This is a genomic window from Klebsiella sp. K-3 (assembly GCF_051207495.1).
In the GTDB taxonomy this organism is placed as follows: domain Bacteria; phylum Pseudomonadota; class Gammaproteobacteria; order Enterobacterales; family Enterobacteriaceae; genus Klebsiella; species Klebsiella aerogenes.
In genome coordinates, this window is record NZ_JBPNXF010000001.1 from 116,777 (window position 1) to 139,873 (window position 23,097).

Sequence of the window (23,097 nt, forward strand, 5' to 3'; positions counted from 1 at the left end):
ATGGATATTCGATACACCTTTATCATTGCTTCTCTTTTTTTAGCCACGCTACCCGTGACCGCCGCTGATGTTCAGTTAGGGCGACTTATAAAAGAACAGCAAAGTAACGATAATGCGTCCTTACAAGACAGAAAAATAGAGCAGAAAGATGTGTATTCTGATGCCACGACAAAGAAGCACACTGATAGCACATTCCCGCAAGAAACACCTTGTTTTCAGATCAATGAATTGATTCTTAATAATGACTTTTTAGATAACAATGGATTAAAGGAAATAAAAAATAAGGTGATTGGTAAATGCCTGGGAATGAATGGGCTCAAAAAGGCTGCTGTGCTGTTCCAGGATTATTATATAAATGCCGGGTATATAACCACGAGAGTTGAAATTCCCTCACAGGATTTGTCAACGAAAAAATTAAATCTGACGGTAGTTCCAGGAAGAATTTCCGAGATTGTTGTGGCTGATAATGATGTAAGCAGCTGGATTTTACCGTTTTCAGATGGCGATATACTAAACATCAGAGATTTAGAGCAAGGGCTGGAAAATATCCAGAGAACCCCTGAAGTGGATGTCAAGATAAACATCCTACCAGGCGCTGAAAATGGTACAAGCAAAGTGCTAATAAATCCCCAGCGTAAAAAAAAGTGGAGCTTAAGGGCTTCTTATAATAATTTCGGGGATAAGAGTACTGGTAGTGAACTTATAGGTGGGACAAGTTATTTATATAATGTTACAGGCTTGAGTGATCTTTTTTATCTGGCAGGAACAGGTAGCCACACTGGTGGTTATAAGAACGTGAGTACTTATTATAGTGTGCCATTCGGATATTCTGAATTCAGTCTTTATTATAGTAAAAGTAAATCCCATCAAGGTATAGATATCGGTGCATATACTTTTGATTATGTTGGAGAGACGGAATACTTCAGTCTCAAGGGCAATAGAATGCTATACCGCAATGTGAACTCAAAATTGTCTACCAGTGCTGAACTGATCAGACGTAAATATGACTACACATTGGGCGGGACAGAACTGGTACTGCAAAAACGTGATATGGGTAATGTACGGTTAGGTTTAAATTATAAGAGAAACTTTACCGGAGCTGCGCTGGACTCAACGCTGAGCTGGCAGCGGTTTACCAAAGCTTTTGGCGGTACCGACACGCCTGATATGCGCACTGGCACTGTTAGTAAGAAAAGTCAGATTGTGAACCTTAATGTGAATTACGTGAAATGGTTAACAATGCTGCCAACTAACGCCTATTATGAACTTAATTTTGGCGCCCAATACTCACCAGATAATTTGACGTTACAAGATCAATTCACGATAGGCGATCGTTGGAGTGTACGTGGCTTTCAAAACAGTGATGGTATCTATGGCAATAAAGGCTTCTTTTTACAAAACACGCTAAATGTTGTTACAGGATATAAAGGTCTCATACCTTATATCGGTGCTGATTACGGTCAAATAATTGGTGAGTTACCTTCACAAAATCTTAGCGGCAAGAAATTAATGGGTGGTATTTTAGGTGTCAAAGGGAGTGTCAGAGCTTTGGAGTATGATGGTTCGATATCAGCGCCCTTTATCTATCCCCATGATTTGGATGTCGATAAATATAAAATTAATTTCAATCTTGCGTACCAGATTTAATTCATCGGGAACTCTGCAATGCGTATTGGTACAGATATTGTTGAAGTGGCAAGAATAGAAAAAGCTATTGCTAATGATAAGTCAGGATTTCTTCATCGAGTATTTACGGATAATGAAATAAAAGATATTGGTATTACTGCCATTAATTACGAACGAGTATCAGGCTTTTGGGCTGCTAAGGAGTCGCTGGTAAAAGCTATTGGGTATGGATTTAGTCACGGAATTCGGTTCCATGACATCGAGGTTGTCCATGACGAAAATGGAAAACCTGAGTTTCTATTGTCAGGGAGGGTAAAGTACATACTTAACGAACAAAAGATTATGAATATATCATTAAGTATTTCTCACTGCCGGACATATGCGATAGCCGCAACCATAATCTATTAATTAAAGGCATTTATGTAAAATGTATAGGTATAGCGATCTTGTAAGTAAAAAAGTGCTGATTACTGGTGCCAGCGGCGATATAGGTCTTGCAATTTGTAGGAAATTTCTTGAGCAAAAATGCACGGTTTATGCGTTATATAAATCAAATGTCGAGCCCTTGCTTTCTCTGAAAGAACATCATGCTAATGGTGATTTACTTAATATTTTTCCGTGTGATCTCACAAGCCAGGAAGAAGTCATTGCGTTGTGTAAGCAGTTGGCCATCGAAGCCGGAAGACTGGACGTGCTGGTGAATAACACGGGCATTGTCAAGGATAGCCTTTTTGCATCAATGACCTTTGATGATTTTTATTCGGTTATCAACATTAATTTACTTAGCCTGTTCCGGTTAACGAAAGAAGCATTAATGTTATTACGTTCCGCAGAAAGCCCTGTGGTTATCAATGTCGCATCTGTGGCTGCTCTTGTACCAAGCGTTGGTCAGGCAAACTATAGCGCATCAAAAGGTGCAATATTAAGTTTCACCAGGACTCTTGCAGCTGAGCTGGCGCCTCGGGGCGTACGCGTTAATGCGGTTGCGCCGGGGATGATTGAATCCAAAATGGCGAAGAAGGTTCCACGTACAGTTGTTCGTGAAGTGACTAATTCAATTCCCTTAAAACGACTCGGGAAATGTGACGAAGTAGCCAACGTTATTGTTTATTTAAGCTCTACGGCATCCAGCTACATCATAGGGCAAACCATCGTGGTCGATGGTGGCATGGTAATGCGGTGATTTATGTCTAAGTATTCGATACCGCCAAAAATTTTTCTTGCCATGGGCGGCTGGCGTCAACCTCTACTCATGGTAGATAAAATAGTCGATTATAAATATGGAGAGAATGGCTTCATCAAAGTTATAAAACATGTAACTTATAATGATCCTTATCTGCTTGGGCATTTTCCAGAAGACCCCATTATGCCGGGGGCTATCATTTCTGAAATATTTGGCCAGGCAAGCGAGTATTATTCTTTCCTCACTGATATCTGTGACATTTATCAACATCACACGGGAGAAGAGCTCAGGACATTGCGTGACATCCATACTTATATCAAGCATCCGGATATGTTGAACATAATACATACAAGGCGTGCTGAGGTACGGGGTGTATTAGCCTCACAGAACCTGAAGTTTAAAGAAGCGGCTTACCCGGGAGATACGATTGAAGTGGTAAGTAAACTCTCATTTTCTGATGAACGCGGGTTTAAACATTATTTAGTTACAGCCAACGTTGGCAAAAGAGTCATTAGTCAGGGCGTCATTATTAACTTTAGAGAAACCATTTAGTTTTCCAAGGAGATTCGGTGTGACAAACATCCATGATGAAATCAATGAAAGAAAAAAATAATCGTTACGATTAAAAGCGAAATTATTCAACGTCTAAATGTTCAGCGTGAGGCTCATCAAATAGATGATGACACGCCATTGTTTGGTAACGGATTGAAACTTGACTCTGTAGATGCAACGGAAATTATCGTTATGCTTGATAAAACCTTCAACATCCAGGTATCGGAAGGCGATGATCCCGCTTATATGCGAAGTATAAATAATCTGGCATCTTTCATACTAAAGAAAAAAGCATCCTGAATTGAAACAGTTACATTGAAGGGCATTCTATGAAGTTACTTTCTGACCTCCATTTTAAAAACAATGCGGTTATGGGCATCTATAATCATCAATGCGTACCATCTTCATATCATGATGTTTTTGAAGAATATAAAGCCGTTCGTGAAAATGTCTTGTTGGTAGATTATTCTCATATGTCCATTACCAGCGTGATGGGTGAAGATGCATGGGCGCTTGTGAACTATATGGTCTCTGCTGATGTATCAATCATTCGTGATGAACAGGGTATTTATTCTTTGCTGCTCAACGCAGATGGAACCATCCGCGGTGATGCTTATATTCTGTGTGCCGCTGAAGGTTATTATATTTTATCCGAGAATCTCATCGCGAAAGAAGTTGTAGATATCCTGAATGAAACCCTTATAAAGGCCGATGATTTAGATATCCAGGAAATTCCTGAGATAAAATCGATGGAAGAAGATGACTGGGGCGTCATTATGCTGGAAGGGCCGTATGCCTGGGAGGTAATGGCTGAGGTTTATGGTTTTGATATCATTGGCTTGCCTTATTATGAATATATGAACACCGATGATGGGCTAATGATTTTTCGTTGTGGAAAACATGGCGAATTCGCATATCAATTGATTGGCGCACAAGCAACGCTTGTCACGATGTGGATGAAATTACAAGAAATAGGCGCCAGATATTCGCTGAAAACCGGTGGCTTAGATTTTCAACGTTTGGTGAGGATTGAAAATACAGGATGGGATGAAAGTATTTATCCTCGCTATTCCTGTAATCCTGTTGAACTACAAATGCAGTGGGCTATCCAGTATGACAAAGAGGACTTCATTGGTAAGAATGCAGTAGTGGAGTTATCGCGAAATGGCGCAAAACGTAAGCTTGTTGGGATCTCCCCCTGCGATGAATGTAGCCGGATCGACTCAGATGATCTGGTGATAGTTAATGGATGTCAGGTTGGAGTTATTGTCAATGCAGCATATTCTCCGGCAAGGCAAGCATGGATTGCGCTTGCCCTTATTGATGAGGGTTATGCGTTAGCTGATATTGCAGGTTTTAGCCTTAAAACCGCAAATGGCGAAATCACCGCAAAAACACAAAATTTACCATTTATTTATAATTTGAGCTTATTGGTTAACCCAACAACACATAGCTATGTTGATGCGTCGAAAGCAAAGAGCGCGCTTGTCACGGTATAACATTTAGCGACGACAATATTGTATCCAGCATCGGTCGGTAGAGAATAAAAATCGGGATAGAAAATAAAATTATGGAAACGAGCAGAAAAAGAGTGGTTATTACCGGCATGGGGATTTTGTCGTCTCTGGCTGACAATATAACAGACTTCAGGCAAGCACTGCTGGAGAAAAAAAATGGCATCGCTGATAGTGCGCGTTTCTCTAAATGGTTTGCGAACGCTCGTGCGGCTGAAATGCTGCATCAAATTCATTGCCCCGAATTATCAAAAGAGGTTATCTCATCGCTAGATAATGCTGCGCTTTGGGCCTACAAAGTTGGCAAGGAAGCGCTCGAGCAGGCAGGACTGGCGACCAATCGACCGTGCCTGGAACAGATGGGGCTGATTGTTGGCGTTTCTTCGGCGGGTACTGAAGCTTTCCTTCCGCTATTTGAGCAGCGTATTCAGGACTTTTCGTTACGTAAGGCTCTTTTTTCAGGCAGCTTTTCATCGTGTTGTTCCAGCGCCTCTACCTTATTGGGTTTGAAGGGGGGAGTGGAACTCGTCGCAACAGCTTGTACGGCGAGCCCGAACGCCGTCGGCATGGCTTTTGATTACATTCAAAATGGCAAAAGCAAGGCTATGCTGGCTATTGGAACGGAACCCATTTATTTACCAACCTTTGCTGGTTTTTATGCTCTGAATGTTATGCACCCGCAATCGTGTTCGCCATTTTCGGGACATTCAGGGATGTCTATTGGCGAAGGAGCAGGGGCAATAGTACTGGAAGAGTATGAGCATGCCGTCGCACGCGGCGCGACGATTCTCGGAGAAATTCTCTCTTACGCCACCTCGTGTGATGCATATCATGAAACGGGACCCGATCCGCGCGCCAGCGGCGCAGTGCAGGTTATGCAAAAAGCTATGGCGAATGCAGGTCTCAAACCGGAGCAAATTGATTACGTTAATGCGCATGGTACGGGGACGCAAGCTAATGACCAAATAGAAACTCTGGCGATGAAGAAAGTTTTCTCTGGCGCCGAACATATATTGATCAGCTCAACTAAATCCTATTTTGGTCACAATATTGGCGCCGCCGGTATTGTCGAGCTCATTGCATGCTTAGTCACCCTTCCGCAGAAGCATGTTCTGCCAACGTTGAATTTTTCGCAGCCGCGCCCTAACTGCGATCTGGACTACGTTGCGAATGAATTTCGACACAAAGATATCAACATCTTTATGAAGAATAACTACGCATTCGGCGGTAATAATTGCTGCATGATTGTCAGTACGAAACCATGTTCAGTTCCTCTTACCACCTATGATGCTAAACGTGTTGCCATAACTGGGATAGGTGCCGTATCGGCTATTGGACATACTCTTAATGAAATTCTTCGCTATATCCATGAAGGCGACAAAACGGTGGAGTTGAGCGGCGTAGTCTTTCCTGATGACACTCTCGATGAGGCTAAAGCGCTGTTGGACGTTGTGGCAAAAACCCATCAATTTGCGGAAATATTTGGCGCAGAATATCAAGACGCGGCCTATCAACAACCGGAGTCAGAAAAGCACTTTAAAACTTATCAGGTGAAAGACCTCGAACCACGTAAACATCTACGCCGCTATGACCCGCGCAAAGCAACACGCGGCGGTACGTTTGCGCTGATGGCACTTTCAGAAGCGCTGAATTTGGCGAAACGTAAGATTAAACGCGATGGCGATGATCTGGGAATGGTTCTGGGGATGGCCCGTGGACCGCAAGAAACTACCTATAAGTACTTACAAAGTTTAAAACCTGACCCGCGCAAAGTACGCACATCAGAGTTCCCTGGTTCACTGATGAACTCGATGACGACGTTTTGTGGGATTTCAGAAGGTATAAAAGGATATACGACAACGTTAGCGACCGGTGAAAATGCGGCACTTGGCGCATTGACCTATGGCTACGAAATTGTTCGTCAGCAACTACAGCCGCAGGTCATTGTTGGTGGGGCTGATGAACACTTTCCGTCGATGTCTCTGTATATGGATGCGGTGACCAATAAGATTCATATGACGTCGAATGCCGCTGACTATCAGATATATGCCAAAGAAGCGCATGGATATGTTCCGGGTGAGGGTGCTTGTATGCTGTTATTGGAAGACGCGCTTGCCGCTGCTTCCCGTGGCGCTGAAGTACTGGGGGAAATTGCGGGTTACGGTAAGTCATGCAGTAATACCTACTTTGATGCAACGCAAATTGAAGAAAAATCTATCGCGATGTCTCTGGCGATCGCGCGCGCGCTTGCAGACGCGGGTATTACCGCAAAGGAAATTGATCTAGTCTGTGGAACCAGTAATGGTAGCGAAGTGAGCTCAATAATAGAAATTAATGCGATTTATAATTCTTTCCATTGCCATAATCCACATGTGCCAGTAGTGAATTATAACGCATTCTTTGGCTTTGTTGCTTCATCTGCAGGGCTTTTAAATCTTGCGGTGATTCTTGATTGTATTCAAAGACAATCCGTTCCTGCTATTCCCTATACACAAACTTTTGCCGATAAAAGAATTAATTTTGTCAATGAAACGCGAGAAATAACTATCAAATATGTTCTTTTGATTGGCGCTACCGAAGGTGGGAATTATTACGCTATCGTCATTAAAGGATAATAAGGTGAGTGGGAGAACTATTATTTCTGGCTTCAGTGTATGCTTGCCTTATGCTGAGAATAGTTCGCTGTTAATTCGGCATCTGCAGCAAGGCAAACGGGTGCATTTGTCGCCATGGTTTATATCAGATAACCAAGCTAGAGAATGTGGATTTGCGGGGAATATATTCATTGCGAAACTACAACGAGAAAACGATAGCGCTTTTGAACTGGTATACAAACTTATCGATGACGCCTTGCTTCAGGCTGGTCTTAGTAATGACAGTCTGAAAGGTAATAGGGTTAGAGTATACATTACCGGAATAGGTCCTCGTGTTGATGTCATGGATTACAGGAACTTCTATAATTACAATGACATGGAAGATGTTTCGGTAACATCCTCCATTAAAAACCTTTCTGTGAAAAATATGTCGCAGGATAATGTTTCCTATACGATTGGACAGAGGTATGGACTGCACTATTTGCCACCAAATATGAATTGTACAAGTAACTCGTCACTGACGGCGATTCATTTGGTTACCAGGGCAATAGAGAGTGGGGGAATCGATCTAGGGCTTATCATTAATATCTCAAAAATCAAATATCAGGATCTCGGATTTCTGGCAAGTCAGGGGATGTTAGATAGTGAAATTGTCCAACCCTTCGGCGTAAACAGCAATGGTGTGCATTTTGCTGAAGGCTATAGCGTTATGTTACTGGAAAGTCATCAGCACCGAATGGCGCGCGGAAAAAGTCCGGGCGTGTGTATTACTTCGGCATACAAGCAAATCAATGCTGGTCGCAGTAATGACTCTTCCTGGCAAAGTACCAGTATTTTCAAGTTGATTAATTCACTATTAAATGATGTCGGGGTGAGAAAAGAAGACCTTTGTGGGTTTATCCCCCATGGTAATGGAACCTCATCCAGTGATAAAGTTGAAGCAAAAGCGATCGCTATGTTTGCTGGTGAAACCCCGCTTCCCATATTGGCCTATAAGGGGCAGATTGGTTATACCGCAACCGGGTCTGGACTAATAGACTTGATTATTGGCTATCATTTACTCATCACGAGTGAGTTAATTTTTCCTGTTATTAATGATGAAATCATAGATGACGTCGCTCACCATATCTCTGTAGATGGAGGGGTGAGAAAACATGAGAAAAAACATCTTCTGAAGACCGGACTAGGCGTCGATGGCTCAGTTGTCGCTTTATTAATGACTAACTTGAATAAGCACTGTGGCTGATATGAATAGTAAAATGTATTTGTCTTCATATTCATTTATTGAACCTGAAGAACCGTTTTATTTATATTACCCAAACTGGTTAAATGTTTGGGAATCACATTCATTCAATACAGCGTTGAAGGCCACGGGAGCAAATGGTTGGCGATTTAAACGCTTTGGCACACGAGCCGAAATATATAATCGTGAAATCACAAGGCGGCCAGATCATATACCTTATATTAATGCTATGGAAAGGGTGTCGGATGATGCATTACATAGCTTGTCAGCAAAAGAGCGAATGTTGCTTTTGAAATCACGCACCGCCTTTATCTATATTGATTCATGGGGCGAATCAGGCGTTTTTGAATACAATATAAGTAGCCTTAATTTATCAACTATTGATACTTTACCTAAGAATATAATTAAGAAGTTCTCTATTAATAATGTGACTTGTAAAATACGAGGTGAAAACTATTCTCTATTCCAGGCAATGGCATTAGCTCAAGATTATCTTGCTTGGGATGTATTTGATTTTGTAGTGATCTGCGGAGGTTACCGTGCGGTGCCCTTGTTGGCGTTTACGGCAGAAAGCCTTCGCCATTGTGAAACAAAAAAACCGCATAAGTATGTTCCAGGTGTAAATTTTTCTATTGAAAGAGTGGGGTGCTTTATATTTAGTAGAAGGGAAAGTCATTTGCGAGTGAATTGTGGCCCATATATACCTAATGGGCCAGGTAGCTTGTTTGTATCGCAATCAGAAAACAATAATGATATTGACTTTATTGCCTATGCCGGTGGTATCAATAAATCAAAGCCACCCTCTAACAACGGAATCGATCTCATTACTCGTTATGGTTGTAGTGGCTGCATGACCCCCGCCTTGAGCTGGCAATACATTACACAACATGCTTTGCATAATGGTTGTCTTCGAACCGTTATCCCCGGAGTCGCCGGTGGCTATGCTTACTTTGACACCTGGTACTAATAGAAGGCTATATGCGCAGTAATATAACAGAACTACCCGATATATCTCTGTACGGCATACATAAATATTATGGATCTCAGGATAATATGACTCCTGCACTGAAGGATATCAATCTTGATGTTGTAAAAGGTGAGTTCCTGGCATTATGTGGCCCTTCAGGTAGCGGTAAAAGTACCCTGCTTAATATACTTTCAGGTATTGATAAACCTACGACGGGCCATGTTTTTTTTCTTGGGAAAAATCTAAATGCGTTGTCTGAAAAGAATTTGGCGTCCCTACGCAGTCGTCATTTAGGGTTTATTTTTCAGTTTTTCAATTTAATTCCGGTGCTGAGTGTATTTGATAATGTTTTTTATCCTCTAATGCTGAATGGACATTTCAGTGCAAAAGAGGCGAGAGCGCGGAGTTTACATTTTCTCGATAGTGTTGATTTAGCCCATTTAGTGGAGAGAAAACCAGGCCAATTATCAGGTGGCCAACAGCAACGTGTCGCGATTGCAAGAGCGTTAGCACATAGCCCTGAAATCATTGTTGCGGATGAACCTACCGGAAATTTGGATCTGGCTACTGGCGATGCGATTCTCGACCTCCTGTTAGATATTAATCGGCGAACGGAAACGACGTTTATTATCTCCACACATTCGACTCAGCTACAAGAACGAGCGCGTCGGAGAGTGGAAATTAAAGATGGAGCAATAATATATGATTCAGCGAAGCAATCTTTGTAGAGTTTTGCTTCTGTGTTTAACCGCGGTTACATTTTCAGCATTCGCTGAATCGGTAGCCACACCTGTGGCCAATCGTGTGTTACAGGATGGGTTTCCACATGAGCCAGCGTCATTAGCATCGATCACTACACATTTGTTTAAAGAATATGAACGCACTAATAACGTTGGTGTGCTGATTTTTTATTCATGGGGGATGCTACGGCAAGCCGCTCATTATCAGAATGTTAATGATTTGATTCACGCTTCTGAATATGCAAAGACGGGATTTTTCTATCTGGATGAGTCGGTCGATACCCATGAAGATAATTTTCTGATCAGATACTTACGTGCGCGTGTTGATGCGTGGCTTCCGGCTAATTTGGGGCGCTGCGTGATTACGATTGAAGATACCGACTCGCTGATGAGGAATAAAGATAAATTCAGCGCCGAGATTGTTAGAAAGATAAACGAGATGCGTTTACGAGCGCTCCACCAGTGCCATAACAAACAACAAGAAGAACAACTCCTTCAGCAGCTGAGAAGCGTGGGCCAAAACCTTAAAATCGATTATGAAAATAACAATCCACCCCCCTGGGAAATGGCTGAAGTTTTGCAGGTTATTGTTCCGGTTATTAAAGGTGATTAAATGTCAAGGGATGTGATATTCATTAATGGTATTGTAGTGTTGCTATTGCTTTTTGTGATTTATAATATCATTTTCAACTATGGTGATGCTAAATTTTCATTCTTGAATTTACTACGACATCAGCGTAGAACGCTGTCTACGGTTTTTGCAATTATTTTAGGCGGTGGTGCGATATTTTTATATGGCGGTTTTATCAAATACTCTTTTTGGATACTCAAAGAGCAGACGATACGAACGAATATTGGCCATGTGCAAATTTATAATAAATCCTACTTTGAAACAGCCAATAAGAATAAGAGCCTTATTGCTGACTATGGTGCACTAAAACATAAGATATTGCAAAATACCTATTTTTCTAATGCTATTTCGACAATTTCCGGTCAGCTTGAGTTTAGCGGGATTATCTCTCACTATGAAAGCGAAACATCAAATTATTTTTCAGCACAAGGCGTTGAGCCATTACCAGCCCTAAAGTTAGGAGCATTTGATAAGATAGTTTATGGAAGCGATCTATCTCGCGTAAAACATAATGAAATTACGATCGGAAGCGGTCTGGCGAAAACACTTGATAGCCATTATGGTGACTGGCTTGATATCCTGGCGGTTAATGTATCAGGAGGACAGGGCGCTATTTCAGTAAAGCTTCGTGGTATTTTTGAGTCGGGGATTAAGGATTATGATGATGTTGTATTAAAGATACCTCTTGATACTGCGCAGCGAATCATGGGAACCAATGGCGTGAGTAAAATAGTTATTTTATTAAAACATGATGATGTCGCGCCATTTATTATTCAAATGCGAGAGTTTATCGCTCAACAGGATTTACCTCTTATTGTTAAGGACTGGAAGGAAAGTTCTATTTTTTACCAGCAAGTTGAAGGCATGCTATCTGGTATCTATTTTTTTATCAAAGTTATCGTGGCACTTATCGTGGTATTCATGATCGGTAATTCAATGACCATGAATATCGTTGAACGGACTAAAGAGATCACCACACTACGAGCCATCGGCTTACAGTCCAGCCGTGTGACGCTTTTATTTTGGTTGGAAGGTGTATATATAGGTATTTTAGGTGCATTAGGTAGTCTTGCTTTTGGCTATGCCATTGCATCAATTATTAATATTTCCGGTATTGCGATGCCGCCTTCACCTGGCCAGTCTGTTGGATATACTGCATTTATTATAACCAATGATGCAGAGTTAATTTGGTTTACCTTAACGTTGCCAATTTTAACATCAGCCGTGGCTTCCATCATTCCTGCATATCGTGCATCGCGGCTTAATATTACTGATGCATTTAAATCTTCATAGAGGCTAGTATGAAAATTGGTGTGTGGTATTTATGCTCTTTGGCAGTATTACTGTATTCATCTGCGGCGCAAGCGACGAAAGTTGACCAGCAGGCTTTGGAAATAATTCGCAAGGCTGATGAGGTTCGTTCTCCAAATGAACCTTTCCGCTATGAAGTAACCGTGTTGGAAATCAAAGAGGGAATGCAGGAACCCGAAAATAAGCAATCTCTCGATATTTCGATGCGTTTTATTAAGCCCGAAAGCGGTAAGAAAGCTGACGCTCGTTCACTTATACGCTTTACCTATCCTCCGCGAGATAAAGGTAAAGTTATGTTATCTGATTGGTATGACTTATGGTTTTATACACCGGAACTTCGCAGGCCAGTTCCCATTTCGCGTTCACAACGATTAATAGGCCAGATCTCTAATGGCGATGTTATCGTAACGAACTTCGAATATGCCTATGATTCTACGCTCGAGGGCGAGGAACCTTGTGGTGATAAAGTCTGCTATCGCTTATCTCTTACCCGTAAATCTGAGGCCATTACTTATCCAAAAGTGATTTACCTGGTAGAAAAAATGCAGAGTACCGACCATTTAAGGCATCGTATTACTCACTTGATAATCAATTACTCAAGAATGTTTTGTATAAAAACTATCAAATGGTATTAGGAAAGAACCGGCCAACAGAAATTATTGTGCAGAATACTCGCAACGAAAAGGGATATTCTGTCATGAAGTATAGCAACGTTCGCCTCGAATCCTTACCGGAATTTCACTTCACGAAGGAGTATATTCAGAGGGAAGCAAAGTGAAATTGCTTCTGGCTGCATTACTATTAATTCTAACGTTCATACCATTGTTGGGAATGGCTGACTGTCTTTCCGCGGATGAGATACAGCGTAATGGCCAGTTAGTTTTGACGGAGCAAATATCCTTTACGCATAGAAATGAGTCTTTATGGCGTATCAGTGGATCTAATCCTTATACGACTGATAATGCCTACAATAATATTTCAATCAATGCTTCTAGCACTTGCGACATTATTGATGATATGTTGGTTCTGGATCTTTCATTGTATGGCTTAGGATATCAACCAATGAAAGGTGTCGGGCTATTCGAAGAAGACGATAGTCGCTCTAAAAGCTTAATCGATAGGTTAAAGCTGAACGCAACGTTATCCGAAAGCGTCAGTCTTGAAGGCGGAAAGCTTAGACCGGATCCCGGCGCTTTTCATTTGAGGTCGCCTGCCGCATTGCTGACAACTTATTATGCCGGATTTAAACCTACCCGAATTTACGACCCGGCGTTTAACTCTTCCTATCATGAGCCGTTTTGGGGAGGGCGAGTTTCAGCAGAGTTTCGTGATTATGCATTCTCGCTTACCATCATGCCCAAATTAGTGAGTATTGATAAATATTATGAGTCATCCAGTAACTGGACGGCCAATCAACGGGGCAACAGTAGTGAGTATTATTTATTAACTTACACCGATTATCGTCTTGTTAATCATCGACTGGCAGCAGATATGATGCTTGGCGATTCTCCTTCATTGGCTCTGGCAGATAGCTACAATCTAACTCCGCAGTTTGTTGTCAACGTCGAGGCGGCTTTACACAAAACGCAACAATGGCGTCATTTTTCCCGTGAAAAACGAGATGAGATATTATCTGGGAAATATCCTTCATCGCTTTATTCCCAGAATGATAAAACAAACTATGAATTAGCCGTTGGCGGCCAGTATACCACTGACCTTTTTAGCGTATTGGGTATCGAATACTATTATCAGAGTGAAGGGTACTCGAAATCGGCATGGCGGGAGCAAACTGATTTTATTAGGCTGTTAAGTAAGAAAACCGGTATTACCGGATTAGATAAAGTATTTGATGATTATAAGTATCTAATGGGGTCAGAAATAAGTAATACAGGAAACAAAGGAATGTTACAAGGGCGACATTATATTAATTCATGGTTAAGTTTACAGAATGCAGATCATTCAACCCTTCAACCCTATCTGGTGATGAACGTAGTCGATGGTAGTTCCTTAATTGGAACCCATTACATTAAGCCGCTAAAAGGGTTGGGCGAAAGGGTAGAAGTCTATACGGGGTTTTATAGCGCATTAGGTCGTCGTGATTCAGAGTTCGCCCTTTTTGGCGAGACCCTCGGAGTCTATGTCGGATTTAAATACTATTTATAAGGACATATTGTCTATGACAACGTTATCAAAGCAACCGACGGTACTTCTTTTCGCCGGTCAGGGAAACCCTACGGTAGGAATGGGGGCAGATTTATGGGATCTAAACGCAACCACCAGGCGAATCTGGGACTGCGCCAGCGATGTAACAGGGCTGGATCTTCGGCGGTTATGTCAGAAAGGGCCGATGAATCGTCTGGTGAAAACGACGACGCAACAGGCAGCGGTGACGGCTATTAATGTCACGCTCTATAGTCTGTATGCTGAGCAATTCTGTGACGCTAACATTATTGGCTCGTGTGGGCATAGCGTGGGTGAATATAGCGCGCTTTATGCAGCCGGCGCTTTAACGCTGGAGAATGTGTTCAAGTTAATCCTGGCGCGCTCAACTATCATGGATAATTTAAGCAAAATTCGTAAAGGTACAATGCTGGCCGTGAGAGGCGCCGATTTTAAAACGGTAAGCCAGTTAATTAACGACTCCGGGAGTCCGGTTGTCGTGAGTTGTGATAACAGCCTCTATCAGCAGGTGGTTGGCGGTACGCTGCCAGATTTAAGTGAATTCACCGGGGTACTGATGGGAGCAGGCCTGGAGACGGTAAAGTTGAGCGTAAGCGGAGCCTGGCATACGCCTCTGATGGCTGAGGGAGTTCAACCCATGCGGGATGCGCTGAAGATGGTGGAAATTGTACGGCCAAATTATCCTGTACTGATGAATGTCACCGGACGGGAAGAATCTAACCCGCAGCAAATTAGAGAGAACCTTTCTTTGCATTTGACCCACCGGGTACAGTGGACTGCCTCTATGACTGCCTTTCTACAACATATCCCCCTCGTCAGGTTCGTTGAAATCAGTAATAAAGCTTATCTTGGACAATTGCTAAATGACTTCGACGACTTCTCTGCAGAGAATTATATTCATTGTCGAAAAATGTTGTTGGCGTAACGAGGCTATCATGATACCGGATTATCTAACTTTTATTCGACGTCAGGATCGGTCGCTTCTGCCCTATTTGTACTTTATTTGTACACTGCTGATTGCATTCTACGTTAAAAACAGAGGGTATCTGTTGACCGTGGAAGATGCATTTCCCGTAAGCGCCATTTTTTCGTTAACTATGTTTAGCTTTGTTTATGAGCTTAAAGGTTATTGGTCATACAAATATGCGATAAAAAATATTAACTTTTCATGGTTTCAAGGGAAAAAGTACTCGCAATTTGAGGTAATACTATGGCATCCGCTCGTTGCTACAGCTTGCTGTTTACTGGGGTGCTACCTGGTTGTTAGAGGATTTCTACTCTTTTTTTCAAGCATTGCCGCGATGGCCTGTATTGTCATCTTTGTGCCGATAATGGTCTATATGATGTGCTGGTTCGCCAGGAATTGTTACGTCAAGCAGTTACAGCAGGCAACTGTGCATACGCTTAAATACCGTAATCTCCACCACTATGCTTGTTTGAACGTTACCGTCACGTTTCTAACCAGTTTTTGGGTTGTCAGTCCGTTGGTAGAGGATGAGGATTTTTCCTTATCAAATGGTTTTTTTTCAGCAAAGTTGATAGTCGCTATGTTGATTCTGTGTTCAGCGATACTGGTGGTCAATTTAATTTTTGCTCATCCCTCCAGACGCTATACTTTTTTAGGACGGCTTTTTCAGAAAGAGTTTGATGTGAATCTGGCGAAAACTATTCCACTTACCCTGATTTATAGGAAACCGCTGTGGTTACGGTTAGTTATTCTCTTTATTCTTCAACTGTTATGGATCCTCACTTTAAGCCTGTTACTGAAATTATTAGGGTGGGAAATGTATTTTTATGCATATTTCATATTATGTATGATACCTGCGATAGGTTATTTTTATTTACATGTTTACTGGCGATGGCATGATGATTACATGACGGCATGTGATATGTATCTCAGATGTGGTGAAAATAATAATTAACATCAAAAAATATGGCCAGTCAGAAACTGACTGGCCATATGCTATTTAGCTCTGCAGGGCATCAACAACACCACCCCAGTCAGTAGCAGCATTATAAACAAAGTTTGACCAAACCCCTGATTCAGCATACAGCAGGGAGTTGATATGGTCGGTTATAATGCTTCCCAGGCTAGATGGCGAACCGCCAAGAATATTGGAAACCAAATCAATAGTGGTTTCCAGTGCGGAGGAGGCCAGAATCATACCAGCATTAATACCTGCTGCTACCAGGCCCAGCGCTGATTGAATGGTGAAATCAACCAAAGCGCAAGGCAGGTCGATAATGCCTGCACCAGAGACATATTCCATTTCGTTTGCGGTTAATTCTTTCATTTTTAATTCCATCCTAGATTAATGAATTGTTAATGATGTGCCTATGCACACCGGGCAATATACTAATCAGAGGGTTTTTTATATAATAGTGAATATTTAAATGATCTATTAGTTTTAATGTGAATTAAACTTCACAAAACAGAATTAGAAAAGTGCGGGGGCTTATTACGTCAATTCATATTTGATAACAGAAGATACCCGAAGGTATCTTCTGTGTGGCCGCGCGTTCAACTTATTGTTTAGAGCGTAGAAATGGGGGGCGATTACGAAGTTGCGATAATAGCCTGTTCAACCTCAAAGCGGTTGGTTACTTTGCTGTCAATTTTTATGTAGGCTGAACGTTCTTCAGCGACAATCATGACCTGCTCAACGCCAGGTTTCGACAACAGACGGCGCTGTAGTTCATCATTAATGATGACATCGTCCGGGATCTCAACTCGGAGACTGCTCACGTAAGGTGGTTCGCTCATGGTACTGGCAACCAGCAGCCATAACATTGCGAGCAGGGCCCCAAGCAGGAACACCGTTTGTGAATCAAAGAAACCATCGACCCAGCCGCCGAGGGCGCCACCGATGGCCACGCCGATAAACTGGCTGGTAGAGTAAATACCCATTGCCGTGCCTTTATACCCTGCTGGCGATTCCTTGCTAATTAATGAAGGCAATAATGCTTCCAGGAGGTTAAAGGCGAGAAAGAACAGCTGCACCCCTGCGACTAACTCCCAGAAATAGCCACCTGCGCCCCAGAGTACGATTTCAGCGATGAGGAGTAGGGCGACGCAGAACAGGAACACTCGTTTCATCTTGCGCTTCACTTCCGCATAGATGATGAATGGCACCACGGCGACAAAGGAAATGACCATGGTCACCAGGTAAATTTTCCAGTGCTCGGCGGCCGGGAAACCAGCGGCCTCCAGTTGTCCTGGCAGCGCAACAAAAGTCGACATTAGCATGATGTGCAGACACATAATGCCGAAGTTCAGCTTGAGGAGTTTAGGTTCAGCAAGCACTTTGCTAAAGCAGCCCTTTACCATGCCAGATTCACGGTTCAGTACATGATTGTGGCTATTTGGTACTACCCATAGAGTCAGCAAAATACCGAGGCTGGCCAGAATAGCGATCATCCAGAATAGCGCATGCAATCCTAACTGGTGAGTGACAATAGGGCCGAGCACCATGGCGATCGCAAAGGTTACGCCAAAACTGACGCCAATGAAGGCCATGGCTTTGGTACGGTTCTGTTCGCGGGTTAAATCAGAAAGTAGTGCCATGACGGCGGCGGCGATAGCGCCAGAGCCCTGCAGCGCGCGGCCAAGAATAATGCCCCAGATGGAATCGGTCAGCGCGGCGATGATGCTGCCGATAACAAATATCAGCAAACCGCCAATAATTAACGGTTTACGGCCAATGCGGTCAGACAGGAGGCCGAACGGGATCTGGAAGACGGCCTGGGCGAGCCCGTAAATACCAATAGCCAAACCAATCAGCGCTTCGCTAGCCCCCTGCAGCGCCATGCCATATGTGGTCAAAACGGGCAGGACCATAAACATGCCGAGCATGCGCAGTGAAAACACGGTCCCTAAACCCCAGGTTGCGCGCAGTTCTCCTGGCGTCATTTTGTTATCGTTCATTACCACCTCAATATAAAAACTGTGACTAGTGTAGTGGGGGGATAAGGACGCGTAAATAAATGTTTGTTTAGCAGATATTACGACTGTGTTGCGTAATAGAAGAAGGGATGAGAACCAGAGGCTAAAATGGTGAAGCGCTAAATAAAAGCGTTAAAACAACAGAAAGGGCAGAAATGAAACCTGCCCTTATCATTATACCGATTAGGACGCAGCCTGATCCAGGAAGCTGTTCCAGTCGGTTGCGGCGTTATTCACGAAAGTATTCCAGCTGTTTCCAGCAGTGGAAACGAAGTTTGCCCAGTTTTCCTGACCGGTGCTGACTACGCTTTCCCAGTTTGCTTGTCCAAGGAGGAATTTACCAAATTCAATTGCGCTATCGCCAACGAAAGAGGCGAAAGCCAGACCGGAGGTCAGCGCAAATGAGGTAAATCCTGCTGCAGAATTAGCGACAAAGCTGGCGAAGCCAGTTGCAGCGCTCACCAGGTTGAAACCACCTGAGACAGATTCCATTTCGTTGAATGTTAATTCTTTCATTGTTATTCCTTGCTATTAAAAATCCATATTTTTTGTAGACGTTTGCCTACCGTGCAAGGCTAGCACCATCTCCGCTAATGGCGCGAGATGGGCGGCGGTTAGCGATGCTCAATTTTTTCCTCAATTTTTAGCTGCGTGATGAGTGAAGAAAATGAAGTAGAAAAGTGAGGGGAGGGCGGTATTAATGAAGTAATCCGATGTTGGCGCATAAAAAAGCCCCCGACTAGCGGAGGCTCTTTTCATTTCACATTAGCGTAATCTTATCTGACGTAAGCCAGCAGATTATGTGAATCCGGCACCATGAAATCGACAGACATCATGACTGACAGCGCGGTGATGGCGACGATGGAAAAGACGAACAGCTTACGTGCCCAGACTTTATCATCCGCCACTTTATACCCGCGCAGCGCCATGCCAAGCCACCAGACGCTTACGGCGGCAGCGACGACCAGATATTTGTATCCGGCATAACCACCAAGGGAAAGCATCAGCGTTGCCACGGCAAAGGCCACGATGTACAGCGTGATATGGTTTTTCGCGACGGAGATACCTTTCACTACCGGCAGAACCGGAATATTCGCCGCCTGATAATCCTTGAAACGGAAGATCGCGATGGCGTAAGAGTGAGGCATCTGCCACAGGCTAAAGATCGCCAGCAGAATCGCCGCGCCGCTGTCAAAATCACCGGTTACCGCGCAGTAGCCAATCACCGGCGGCGCAGCGCCGGAGAGTGAGCCAATCAGCGTGCCGTAGACGGAGTGGCGTTTCATGTACAGGCTGTAGATGCCGACATAAACCACAAACCCCATCACGCCAAGCCAGCAGGCCAGCGGGTTGGCGCCGAACCACAACAGCATGAAGCCAGCAATACCCAGCAAGGTGGCGTATACCAGCGATGATTCTGGCGAGATCAGCCCTTTGACCAGCACCCGGTTTTTCGTCCGTTCCATCTTACGATCGATATCACGGTCGATGTAGTTGTTGAAAACACAACCCGAGGCGACCACCAGGGATACTCCGAGGAGCGTCCAGACGAACAGCGGATAGTCGATGTGGCCTTTGGAGGCCAGCAGGAAACCGCCGATCACGGAGATCAGGTTGCCAAAAATGATGCCTGGTTTCGTTACTTGCAGGTATTGCTTAAACATACTCGCCGCTCTTAGTGCATCATCATGTTGTAGTTGAGGTTCCACATAATCCAGATGGAGCCGACAACTACGATAGCAATGATGATTACGGTGAAGATAAACGCGGTCAGGTTCCAACCTTCGTCTGATTTACTGTTCATGTGCAGGAAGTACACCAGGTGTACCAGAATCTGCACCACAGCCGTGACCAGGATGGTTCCCAGAATCGCTGCATGCGAGGCAGAGCCACTCATAACCATTGCAAACGGGATAGCCGTCAGAATGATCGACAGGATGAACCCTGTCATGTAGCTCTTCACGCTGCCGTGAGAAGCGCCGCTATGATCGGTAGAATGACTCATTACATCGCCCCCATCAGATAAACAACAGAGAACACGCAGATCCACACCACATCCAGGAAGTGCCAGAACAGGCTCAGGCACATAATACGGGTACGGTTAGTGTTGGTCAGGCCGCGACGCGATACCTGAACCATCAGCACCGCCATCCACAGCAGACCGGAGGTGACGTGCAGACCGTGGGTACCAACCAGCGCGAAGAACGCTGACAGGAAGCCGCTACGATCCGGACCCATACCTTCAACAATCAGGTGATGGAATTCATAGATTTCCATACCAACGAACCCTGCACCGAAGAGGAAGGTCAGGGCGAGCCAGGAAACGACCTGGCTCTTGTTGTTTTTGTACATGGCGATAGCCGCCATGCCATAGGTGATGGAGCTGAATAACAGCAGTGCGGTTTCAACCAGAACGAACGGCAGTTCAAAGATATCTTTACCCGCCGGGCCGCCAGCCGTGCCGTTCACCAGAACGGCATAGGTTGCGAACAGCGTAGCGAAGATAATGCAGTCGCTCATCAGGTAGATCCAGAAACCGAAGACTTTCATCGGTCCTGTATCATGGTGCCCGTGTTCATGCGCGTGGGCATTGTGCGCAAGAGTATCAGTTGCCATTTTTCAGCCCTGCTTTGTTAATCTCATCGAAATGCTGATTTTCCAGTTTTTCGACTTCCGCAACCGGTACGTAGTAATCCACGTCCTCGTCAAAGCTCTTGATAATCCAGGTCACTACGATGCCGGCGAAACCAACAATCGCCATCCACCAGATATGCCAGATCATCGCGAAGCCAAACACCGTTGCGAATGCAGCAATGATGATGCCCGCGCCGCTGTTTTTCGGCATATGAATTTCTTCATAATGCGCAGGTTGCTTGTACGCTTCGCCTTTTTCTTTCATTTCCCAGAACGCGTCACGTTCGTGAACGTTAGGAACGACTGCGAAGTTATAGAACGGCGGTGGAGAAGAGGTTGCCCACTCCAGAGTACGGCCGCCCCATGGGTCGCCGGTCAGGTCACGGTTCTGATCGCGATCGCGGATAGAAACGTAGAACTGAATCAGCTGGCACAGGATACCGCAAGCGATCAGCGCCGCGCCGCATGCTGCAACTACCAGCATGGAGTGGAACTGCGGATCGATGTCCTGGCTCAGGCGACGGGTCATCCCCATGAAGCCCAGCACGTACAGTGGCATAAATGCTACGAAGAAGCCGATGATCCAGAACCAGAATGCGCGTTTACCCCAGGTTTCGTTCAGGGTGAAACCAAAGGCTTTCGGCCACCAGTAGGTCAGACCTGCGAAGCAACCGAATACCACGCCGCCGATGATGACGTTATGGAAGTGCGCAATCAGGAACAGACTGTTGTGCAGTACGAAGTCTGCGCCCGGTACCGCCAGCAGAACGCCGGTCATCCCACCAACGGAGAAGGTAACGATGAAGCCGATAGTCCACATCATCGCCGAGTTGAAGACGATGCGGCCCTGGTACATGGTGAACAGCCAGTTGAAGATCTTAACCCCGGTCGGGATCGCGATAATCATAGTGGTAATACCGAAGAAGGCGTTTACGTTCGCGCCGGCACCCATGGTGAAGAAGTGGTGCAGCCAAACGATGAACGACAGAACGGTAATACAGACGGTTGCCCACACCAGCGAGGTGTAACCAAACAGACGTTTACGCGAGAAGGTTGCTGCGACTTCGGAGAAGACCCCGAATACCGGCAGAACCAGAATGTACACTTCCGGGTGACCCCAGGCCCAAATCAGGTTGATGTACATCATCATGTTGCCACCCATATCGTTGGTAAAGAAATGGGTGCCCAGGTAGCGGTCCAGGGTCAGCAGCGCGACGGTGACGGTCAGAATTGGGAAGGAGGCGATAATCAGGATGTTGGCGCACAGAGATGCCCAGGAGAATACCGGCATCTTGAACATGGTCATGCCAGGGGCACGCATCTTGATAATGGTCACAAAGAAGTTGATACCGGTCAGGGTAGTACCGATACCGGAGAGCTGCAGCGCCCAAATCCAGTAATCGACCCCTACGCCAGGACTGTACTCAATTCCCGAAAGCGGCGGATACGCCAGCCAACCGGTCTGTGCGAACTCACCGACGCCCAGAGACAGGTTAACCAGAATCACGCCCACAACCGTGAACCAGAAGCTCAGGTTGTTGAGGAACGGGAACGCAACGTCACGCGCGCCGAGCTGAAGCGGAACCACCAGGTTCATCAGGCCGATAACGAATGGCATTGCCACGAAGAAGATCATGATAACGCCGTGGGCGGTAAAGATCTGATCGTAGTGATGAGGCGGCAGGAATCCTGCTTCCCCGGCTGAAGCCAGTACCTGCTGGCTACGCATCATAACGGCGTCGGCAAAGCCACGCAGCAGCATGACGATTGCCACGATAACGTACATGATACCGAGACGTTTGTGGTCGACGGACGTCAGCCACTCGTTCCATAGGTAGGACCACTTACCGAAGTAAGTGATCGCTGCCAGTATCGCCAGTCCCCCGACGATGATTGCAGCAACCGTTACCACGATAATAGGTTCGTGGTAGGGCACTGCATCCAGTGTAAGTTTTCCGAACATCGTTTTCTTCCTCGG

The 23,097-nt window shown here is 44.6% G+C and carries 21 protein-coding genes and 2 pseudogenes; 16 read left to right on the forward strand and 7 right to left on the reverse strand.

Translation table 11 applies throughout. The features are described 5' to 3' along the window. The 16 genes and pseudogenes from ACSEMK_RS00560 to ACSEMK_RS00635 all read left to right on the forward strand — a co-directional run bounded on the left by ACSEMK_RS00560 (position 1) and on the right by ACSEMK_RS00635 (position 16,464). Positions 1–1,647: a ShlB/FhaC/HecB family hemolysin secretion/activation protein gene (locus tag ACSEMK_RS00560; RefSeq protein ID WP_430914444.1), complete on the forward strand. Its 1,647-nt coding sequence runs from the start codon at positions 1–3 to the stop codon at positions 1,645–1,647. Between the two features lie 18 nt (positions 1,648–1,665). After that, positions 1,666–2,034: a holo-ACP synthase gene (gene acpS / locus ACSEMK_RS00565; RefSeq protein ID WP_213317097.1), complete on the forward strand. Its 369-nt coding sequence runs from the start codon at positions 1,666–1,668 to the stop codon at positions 2,032–2,034. Between the two features lie 19 nt (positions 2,035–2,053). Further along, complete coding sequence (locus ACSEMK_RS00570) at positions 2,054–2,809, forward strand: SDR family oxidoreductase (protein ID WP_213317098.1); 756 nt, start codon at positions 2,054–2,056, stop codon at positions 2,807–2,809. A gap of 3 nt (positions 2,810–2,812) precedes the next feature. Next, positions 2,813–3,361 (forward strand): 3-hydroxyacyl-ACP dehydratase FabZ family protein, encoded by a 549-nt coding sequence (locus ACSEMK_RS00575; RefSeq protein ID WP_087860389.1) that lies wholly within the window; start codon positions 2,813–2,815, stop codon positions 3,359–3,361. 19 nt (positions 3,362–3,380) lie between these two features. Next, positions 3,381–3,661, forward strand: a pseudogene (locus ACSEMK_RS00580) (acyl carrier protein). A gap of 29 nt (positions 3,662–3,690) precedes the next feature. Then, positions 3,691–4,860 carry an aminomethyltransferase family protein gene (locus tag ACSEMK_RS00585; protein ID WP_430914443.1) on the forward strand — a complete coding sequence of 390 codons (1,170 nt, stop codon included), beginning with the start codon at positions 3,691–3,693 and terminating at the stop codon, positions 4,858–4,860. Between the two features lie 71 nt (positions 4,861–4,931). After that, entirely contained in the window at positions 4,932–7,490 is a 2,559-nt protein-coding gene (locus ACSEMK_RS00590) for a beta-ketoacyl-[acyl-carrier-protein] synthase family protein (protein WP_113373742.1), read from the forward strand. A 4-nt stretch (positions 7,491–7,494) separates the two neighbouring features. Then, positions 7,495–8,715, forward strand: a complete 1,221-nt coding sequence (locus ACSEMK_RS00595) for a beta-ketoacyl synthase N-terminal-like domain-containing protein (protein ID WP_435336269.1) — start codon at positions 7,495–7,497, stop codon at positions 8,713–8,715. 1 nt (position 8,716) lies between these two features. Next, positions 8,717–9,679 carry an ATP-binding protein gene (locus ACSEMK_RS00600; protein WP_183269011.1) on the forward strand — a complete coding sequence of 321 codons (963 nt, stop codon included), beginning with the start codon at positions 8,717–8,719 and terminating at the stop codon, positions 9,677–9,679. A gap of 11 nt (positions 9,680–9,690) precedes the next feature. Beyond that, entirely contained in the window at positions 9,691–10,407 is a 717-nt protein-coding gene (locus ACSEMK_RS00605; RefSeq protein WP_435336270.1) for an ABC transporter ATP-binding protein, read from the forward strand. Then, positions 10,382–11,032: a hypothetical protein gene (locus ACSEMK_RS00610; protein WP_430914441.1), complete on the forward strand. Its 651-nt coding sequence runs from the start codon at positions 10,382–10,384 to the stop codon at positions 11,030–11,032. Before ACSEMK_RS00605 ends, ACSEMK_RS00610 begins: the two co-directional genes overlap by 26 nt. Further along, positions 11,033–12,343, forward strand: coding sequence for an ABC transporter permease (locus ACSEMK_RS00615; RefSeq protein ID WP_430914440.1), 1,311 nt, complete (start codon positions 11,033–11,035; stop codon positions 12,341–12,343). 8 nt (positions 12,344–12,351) lie between these two features. Continuing rightward, positions 12,352–13,139 (forward strand): annotated as a pseudogene (locus tag ACSEMK_RS00620) (outer membrane lipoprotein-sorting protein). Then, a complete protein-coding gene (locus tag ACSEMK_RS00625; RefSeq protein ID WP_430914439.1) occupies positions 13,136–14,524 on the forward strand; it encodes a hypothetical protein in 1,389 nt (462 codons plus the stop codon). The pseudogene ACSEMK_RS00620 and the gene ACSEMK_RS00625 overlap by 4 nt, the downstream one beginning before the upstream one ends. Before the next feature lie 13 nt (positions 14,525–14,537). Next, the gene (locus ACSEMK_RS00630; protein ID WP_430914438.1) at positions 14,538–15,467 is read left to right on the forward strand and encodes an ACP S-malonyltransferase; all 930 of its coding nucleotides are present in this window, start codon (positions 14,538–14,540) and stop codon (positions 15,465–15,467) included. A 10-nt stretch (positions 15,468–15,477) separates the two neighbouring features. Continuing rightward, on the forward strand, positions 15,478–16,464 hold the full coding sequence (locus tag ACSEMK_RS00635) for a hypothetical protein (protein WP_435336271.1): 987 nt from the start codon (positions 15,478–15,480) through the stop codon (positions 16,462–16,464). Between the two features lie 45 nt (positions 16,465–16,509). On the opposite strand, the gene ACSEMK_RS00640 is transcribed toward ACSEMK_RS00635, so the two are convergent. The 7 genes from ACSEMK_RS00640 to cyoB form a co-directional block, all read right to left on the reverse strand. After that, positions 16,510–16,836 (reverse strand): hypothetical protein, encoded by a 327-nt coding sequence (locus ACSEMK_RS00640; RefSeq protein ID WP_087860380.1) that lies wholly within the window; start codon positions 16,834–16,836, stop codon positions 16,510–16,512. A 263-nt stretch (positions 16,837–17,099) separates the two neighbouring features. After that, a complete protein-coding gene (locus ACSEMK_RS00645; RefSeq protein WP_087860379.1) occupies positions 17,100–18,467 on the reverse strand; it encodes an MFS transporter in 1,368 nt (455 codons plus the stop codon). Between the two features lie 201 nt (positions 18,468–18,668). After that, positions 18,669–19,001: a hypothetical protein gene (locus ACSEMK_RS00650; RefSeq protein WP_047739997.1), complete on the reverse strand. Its 333-nt coding sequence runs from the start codon at positions 18,999–19,001 to the stop codon at positions 18,669–18,671. A gap of 260 nt (positions 19,002–19,261) precedes the next feature. Beyond that, a complete protein-coding gene (gene cyoE / locus ACSEMK_RS00655) occupies positions 19,262–20,149 on the reverse strand; it encodes a heme o synthase (protein WP_015367961.1) in 888 nt (295 codons plus the stop codon). An 11-nt stretch (positions 20,150–20,160) separates the two neighbouring features. Next, positions 20,161–20,490 carry a cytochrome o ubiquinol oxidase subunit IV gene (locus ACSEMK_RS00660; RefSeq protein ID WP_015704585.1) on the reverse strand — a complete coding sequence of 110 codons (330 nt, stop codon included), beginning with the start codon at positions 20,488–20,490 and terminating at the stop codon, positions 20,161–20,163. Continuing rightward, positions 20,490–21,101 carry a cytochrome o ubiquinol oxidase subunit III gene (locus tag ACSEMK_RS00665; protein WP_087860378.1) on the reverse strand — a complete coding sequence of 204 codons (612 nt, stop codon included), beginning with the start codon at positions 21,099–21,101 and terminating at the stop codon, positions 20,490–20,492. Before ACSEMK_RS00665 ends, ACSEMK_RS00660 begins: the two co-directional genes overlap by 1 nt. After that, positions 21,091–23,082, reverse strand: a complete 1,992-nt coding sequence (gene cyoB, locus ACSEMK_RS00670; RefSeq protein ID WP_015704587.1) for a cytochrome o ubiquinol oxidase subunit I — start codon at positions 23,080–23,082, stop codon at positions 21,091–21,093. The genes ACSEMK_RS00665 and cyoB overlap by 11 nt, the downstream gene beginning before the upstream one ends. Positions 23,083–23,097 lie beyond the last annotated feature (15 nt).

Excerpts from the sequence above, each read along its gene's own strand:
- ACSEMK_RS00560 (WP_430914444.1), top strand. The coding sequence starts at position 1 with ATGGATATTCGATACACCTTTATCATTGCTTCTCTTTTTTTAGCCACG.
- acpS (WP_213317097.1), top strand. The coding sequence starts at position 1,666 with ATGCGTATTGGTACAGATATTGTTGAAGTGGCAAGAATAGAAAAAGCT.
- ACSEMK_RS00570 (WP_213317098.1), top strand. The coding sequence starts at position 2,054 with ATGTATAGGTATAGCGATCTTGTAAGTAAAAAAGTGCTGATTACTGGT.
- ACSEMK_RS00575 (WP_087860389.1), top strand. The coding sequence starts at position 2,813 with ATGTCTAAGTATTCGATACCGCCAAAAATTTTTCTTGCCATGGGCGGC.
- ACSEMK_RS00585 (WP_430914443.1), top strand. The coding sequence starts at position 3,691 with ATGAAGTTACTTTCTGACCTCCATTTTAAAAACAATGCGGTTATGGGC.
- ACSEMK_RS00590 (WP_113373742.1), top strand. The coding sequence starts at position 4,932 with ATGGAAACGAGCAGAAAAAGAGTGGTTATTACCGGCATGGGGATTTTG.
- ACSEMK_RS00600 (WP_183269011.1), top strand. The coding sequence starts at position 8,717 with ATGAATAGTAAAATGTATTTGTCTTCATATTCATTTATTGAACCTGAA.
- ACSEMK_RS00605 (WP_435336270.1), top strand. The coding sequence starts at position 9,691 with ATGCGCAGTAATATAACAGAACTACCCGATATATCTCTGTACGGCATA.
- ACSEMK_RS00610 (WP_430914441.1), top strand. The coding sequence starts at position 10,382 with ATGATTCAGCGAAGCAATCTTTGTAGAGTTTTGCTTCTGTGTTTAACC.
- ACSEMK_RS00615 (WP_430914440.1), top strand. The coding sequence starts at position 11,033 with ATGTCAAGGGATGTGATATTCATTAATGGTATTGTAGTGTTGCTATTG.
- ACSEMK_RS00630 (WP_430914438.1), top strand. The coding sequence starts at position 14,538 with ATGACAACGTTATCAAAGCAACCGACGGTACTTCTTTTCGCCGGTCAG.
- ACSEMK_RS00635 (WP_435336271.1), top strand. The coding sequence starts at position 15,478 with ATGATACCGGATTATCTAACTTTTATTCGACGTCAGGATCGGTCGCTT.
- ACSEMK_RS00640 (WP_087860380.1), bottom strand. The coding sequence starts at position 16,836 with ATGAAAGAATTAACCGCAAACGAAATGGAATATGTCTCTGGTGCAGGC.
- ACSEMK_RS00645 (WP_087860379.1), bottom strand. The coding sequence starts at position 18,467 with ATGAACGATAACAAAATGACGCCAGGAGAACTGCGCGCAACCTGGGGT.
- ACSEMK_RS00650 (WP_047739997.1), bottom strand. The coding sequence starts at position 19,001 with ATGAAAGAATTAACATTCAACGAAATGGAATCTGTCTCAGGTGGTTTC.
- cyoE (WP_015367961.1), bottom strand. The coding sequence starts at position 20,149 with ATGTTTAAGCAATACCTGCAAGTAACGAAACCAGGCATCATTTTTGGC.
- ACSEMK_RS00660 (WP_015704585.1), bottom strand. The coding sequence starts at position 20,490 with ATGAGTCATTCTACCGATCATAGCGGCGCTTCTCACGGCAGCGTGAAG.
- ACSEMK_RS00665 (WP_087860378.1), bottom strand. The coding sequence starts at position 21,101 with ATGGCAACTGATACTCTTGCGCACAATGCCCACGCGCATGAACACGGG.
- cyoB (WP_015704587.1), bottom strand. The coding sequence starts at position 23,082 with ATGTTCGGAAAACTTACACTGGATGCAGTGCCCTACCACGAACCTATT.